The sequence below is a fragment of the Corallococcus sp. AS-1-6 genome (assembly GCF_020037015.1).
In the GTDB taxonomy this organism is placed as follows: Bacteria; Myxococcota; Myxococcia; order Myxococcales; family Myxococcaceae; genus Corallococcus.
Map to the genome: position 1 here is coordinate 1 of NZ_JAIQDE010000082.1, position 1,769 is coordinate 1,769.

At 69.6% G+C, this 1,769-nt stretch carries 1 protein-coding gene; it reads left to right on the top strand.

Going from position 1 to position 1,769, the window contains the following annotated elements; genetic code table 11:
* Window positions 1–1,769, top strand: a 1,769-nt coding sequence (locus K8612_RS38710) for a condensation domain-containing protein (protein WP_223765925.1), incomplete at both ends; no start/stop codon positions are given.

Below are 1,769 nucleotides of genomic sequence, written 5' to 3' on the forward strand. Positions count from 1 at the left end.
GTGGAGGAGATTTTCACCACGCTCTGCAACGGCGCCACGCTGGTGCTCGCGCCGCTGGAGAAGCTGATGCCGGGCGCGCCGCTGCCCGTGCTGCTGCGTGAGCAGGAGTTGAGTGTCGTCAGCCTCACCCCTGCGGCGCTGGCGGCCACGTCCTCCGAGGGGCTGCCCACGGTGCGCACCGTCATCTCCGGCGGCGAAGCCCTGCCCGCGGATGTCGTCGCGCGTTGGGCTCCGGGGCGGCGTCTGCTCAATACCTACGGCCCCACTGAGGCCACCGTCATCGCCACGCTGGGCGAGGTGGTGGCGGATGGAAACGTGCCCTCCATCGGCAAGCCGCTGGCGAACGTGCGCGTCTACGTGTTGGACACGCACGGGCAGCCGGTGCCCGTGGGCGTGCGCGGTGAGTTGCACATCGGCGGCGTGGGCGTGGCGCGTGGCTACGCGGGACGGCCGAGCCTGACTGCAGAGCGCTTCATTCCGGACGCCTTCTCCTCCAGTCCGGGTGCCCGTCTCTACCGCACGGGCGACGTGGTGCGCTGGCGCACGGATGGCCAACTGGACTTCGTTGGCCGCATCGACGCCCAGGTGAAGGTGCGTGGCTTCCGCATCGAGCTGGGTGAAGTCGAGAATGCCCTGCGCGCTGCCCCTTCCGTGAAGGACGCCGTCGTGCTCGCCCGCGAGGATGCTCCGGGCGACAAGCGGCTGGTGGCCTACGTCGTGGGGGAATCGCTCGACGTCTCCGCCCTCCGCGCGCACCTCAAGCAGCACCTGCCTGAGTACATGGTGCCCGCCGCCTTCGTCCCTCTGGAGGCACTGCCGCTGACATCCAACGGCAAGGTGGACCGCAAGGCCCTTCCTGCTCCGGACACCAGCGTGCTCCGGGCCTCACATGCTTACGAGGCTCCGGCCACGCCGCTGGAGGAGAAGCTCGCCGCACTCTGGAGCGAAGTGCTGCGCGTCCCCACCGTGGGCCGCACGGACAACTTCTTCGAGCTGGGGGGCCACTCGCTGCTCGCCACGCAGTTGGTGGCCCGCGTGCGCGCCTCGCTCGACGTGGAGTTGCCCCTCCGCGCCCTCTTCGAGGCACCCACCATCGCGGCCCTGGGTGAACGCCTCCAGCGCGCCGCGACCGGCACGCGCCTGCCCTCCCTGACGCGCACGCGCACCGAAGGCCCCCTGCCTCTCTCCTTCGCGCAGCAGCGGCTCTGGTTCCTCGACCAACTGACCCCGGATGACGCGTCCTACAATCTGCCCGTCGCGCTGCGCCTTCTGGGCCGACTGGACGTGGAGGCGCTTCGCAGTGCCTTCGAAGCGCTCGTGGCACGCCATGAAGCGCTGCGCACCACCTTCTTCGAAGAGGAGGGCCAGCCCTTCCAGCGCATCCATGCCCCGGCCACTTGGGCGCTCCCGGTCGAAGACCTCTCTTCCCTGCAGGAGTCCGCGCGCGAGGCGGAGGTGTTGCGGCTTGCCACCCGTGAGGCCCGGCAGCCCTTCCACCTCGTCCACGGGCCCCTGCTTCGCACGGCCCTCCTCAAGCTCTCGGAGGACTCTCACGTCCTCCTCGCGACGATGCATCACATCGTCTCCGACGGCTGGTCCATGGGCGTCCTCATCCGTGAACTGGCGAGCCTCTATGAGTCCTTCAGTGGTGGCCGGGCGCCCTCGCTGCCGCCACTGGCCGTGCGGTACGCCGACTTCGCTCTCTGGCAGCGTCAGTGGCTCCAGGGGGAGACGCTGGAGTCGCAGCTCGGATACTGGAAGCGCCAGTT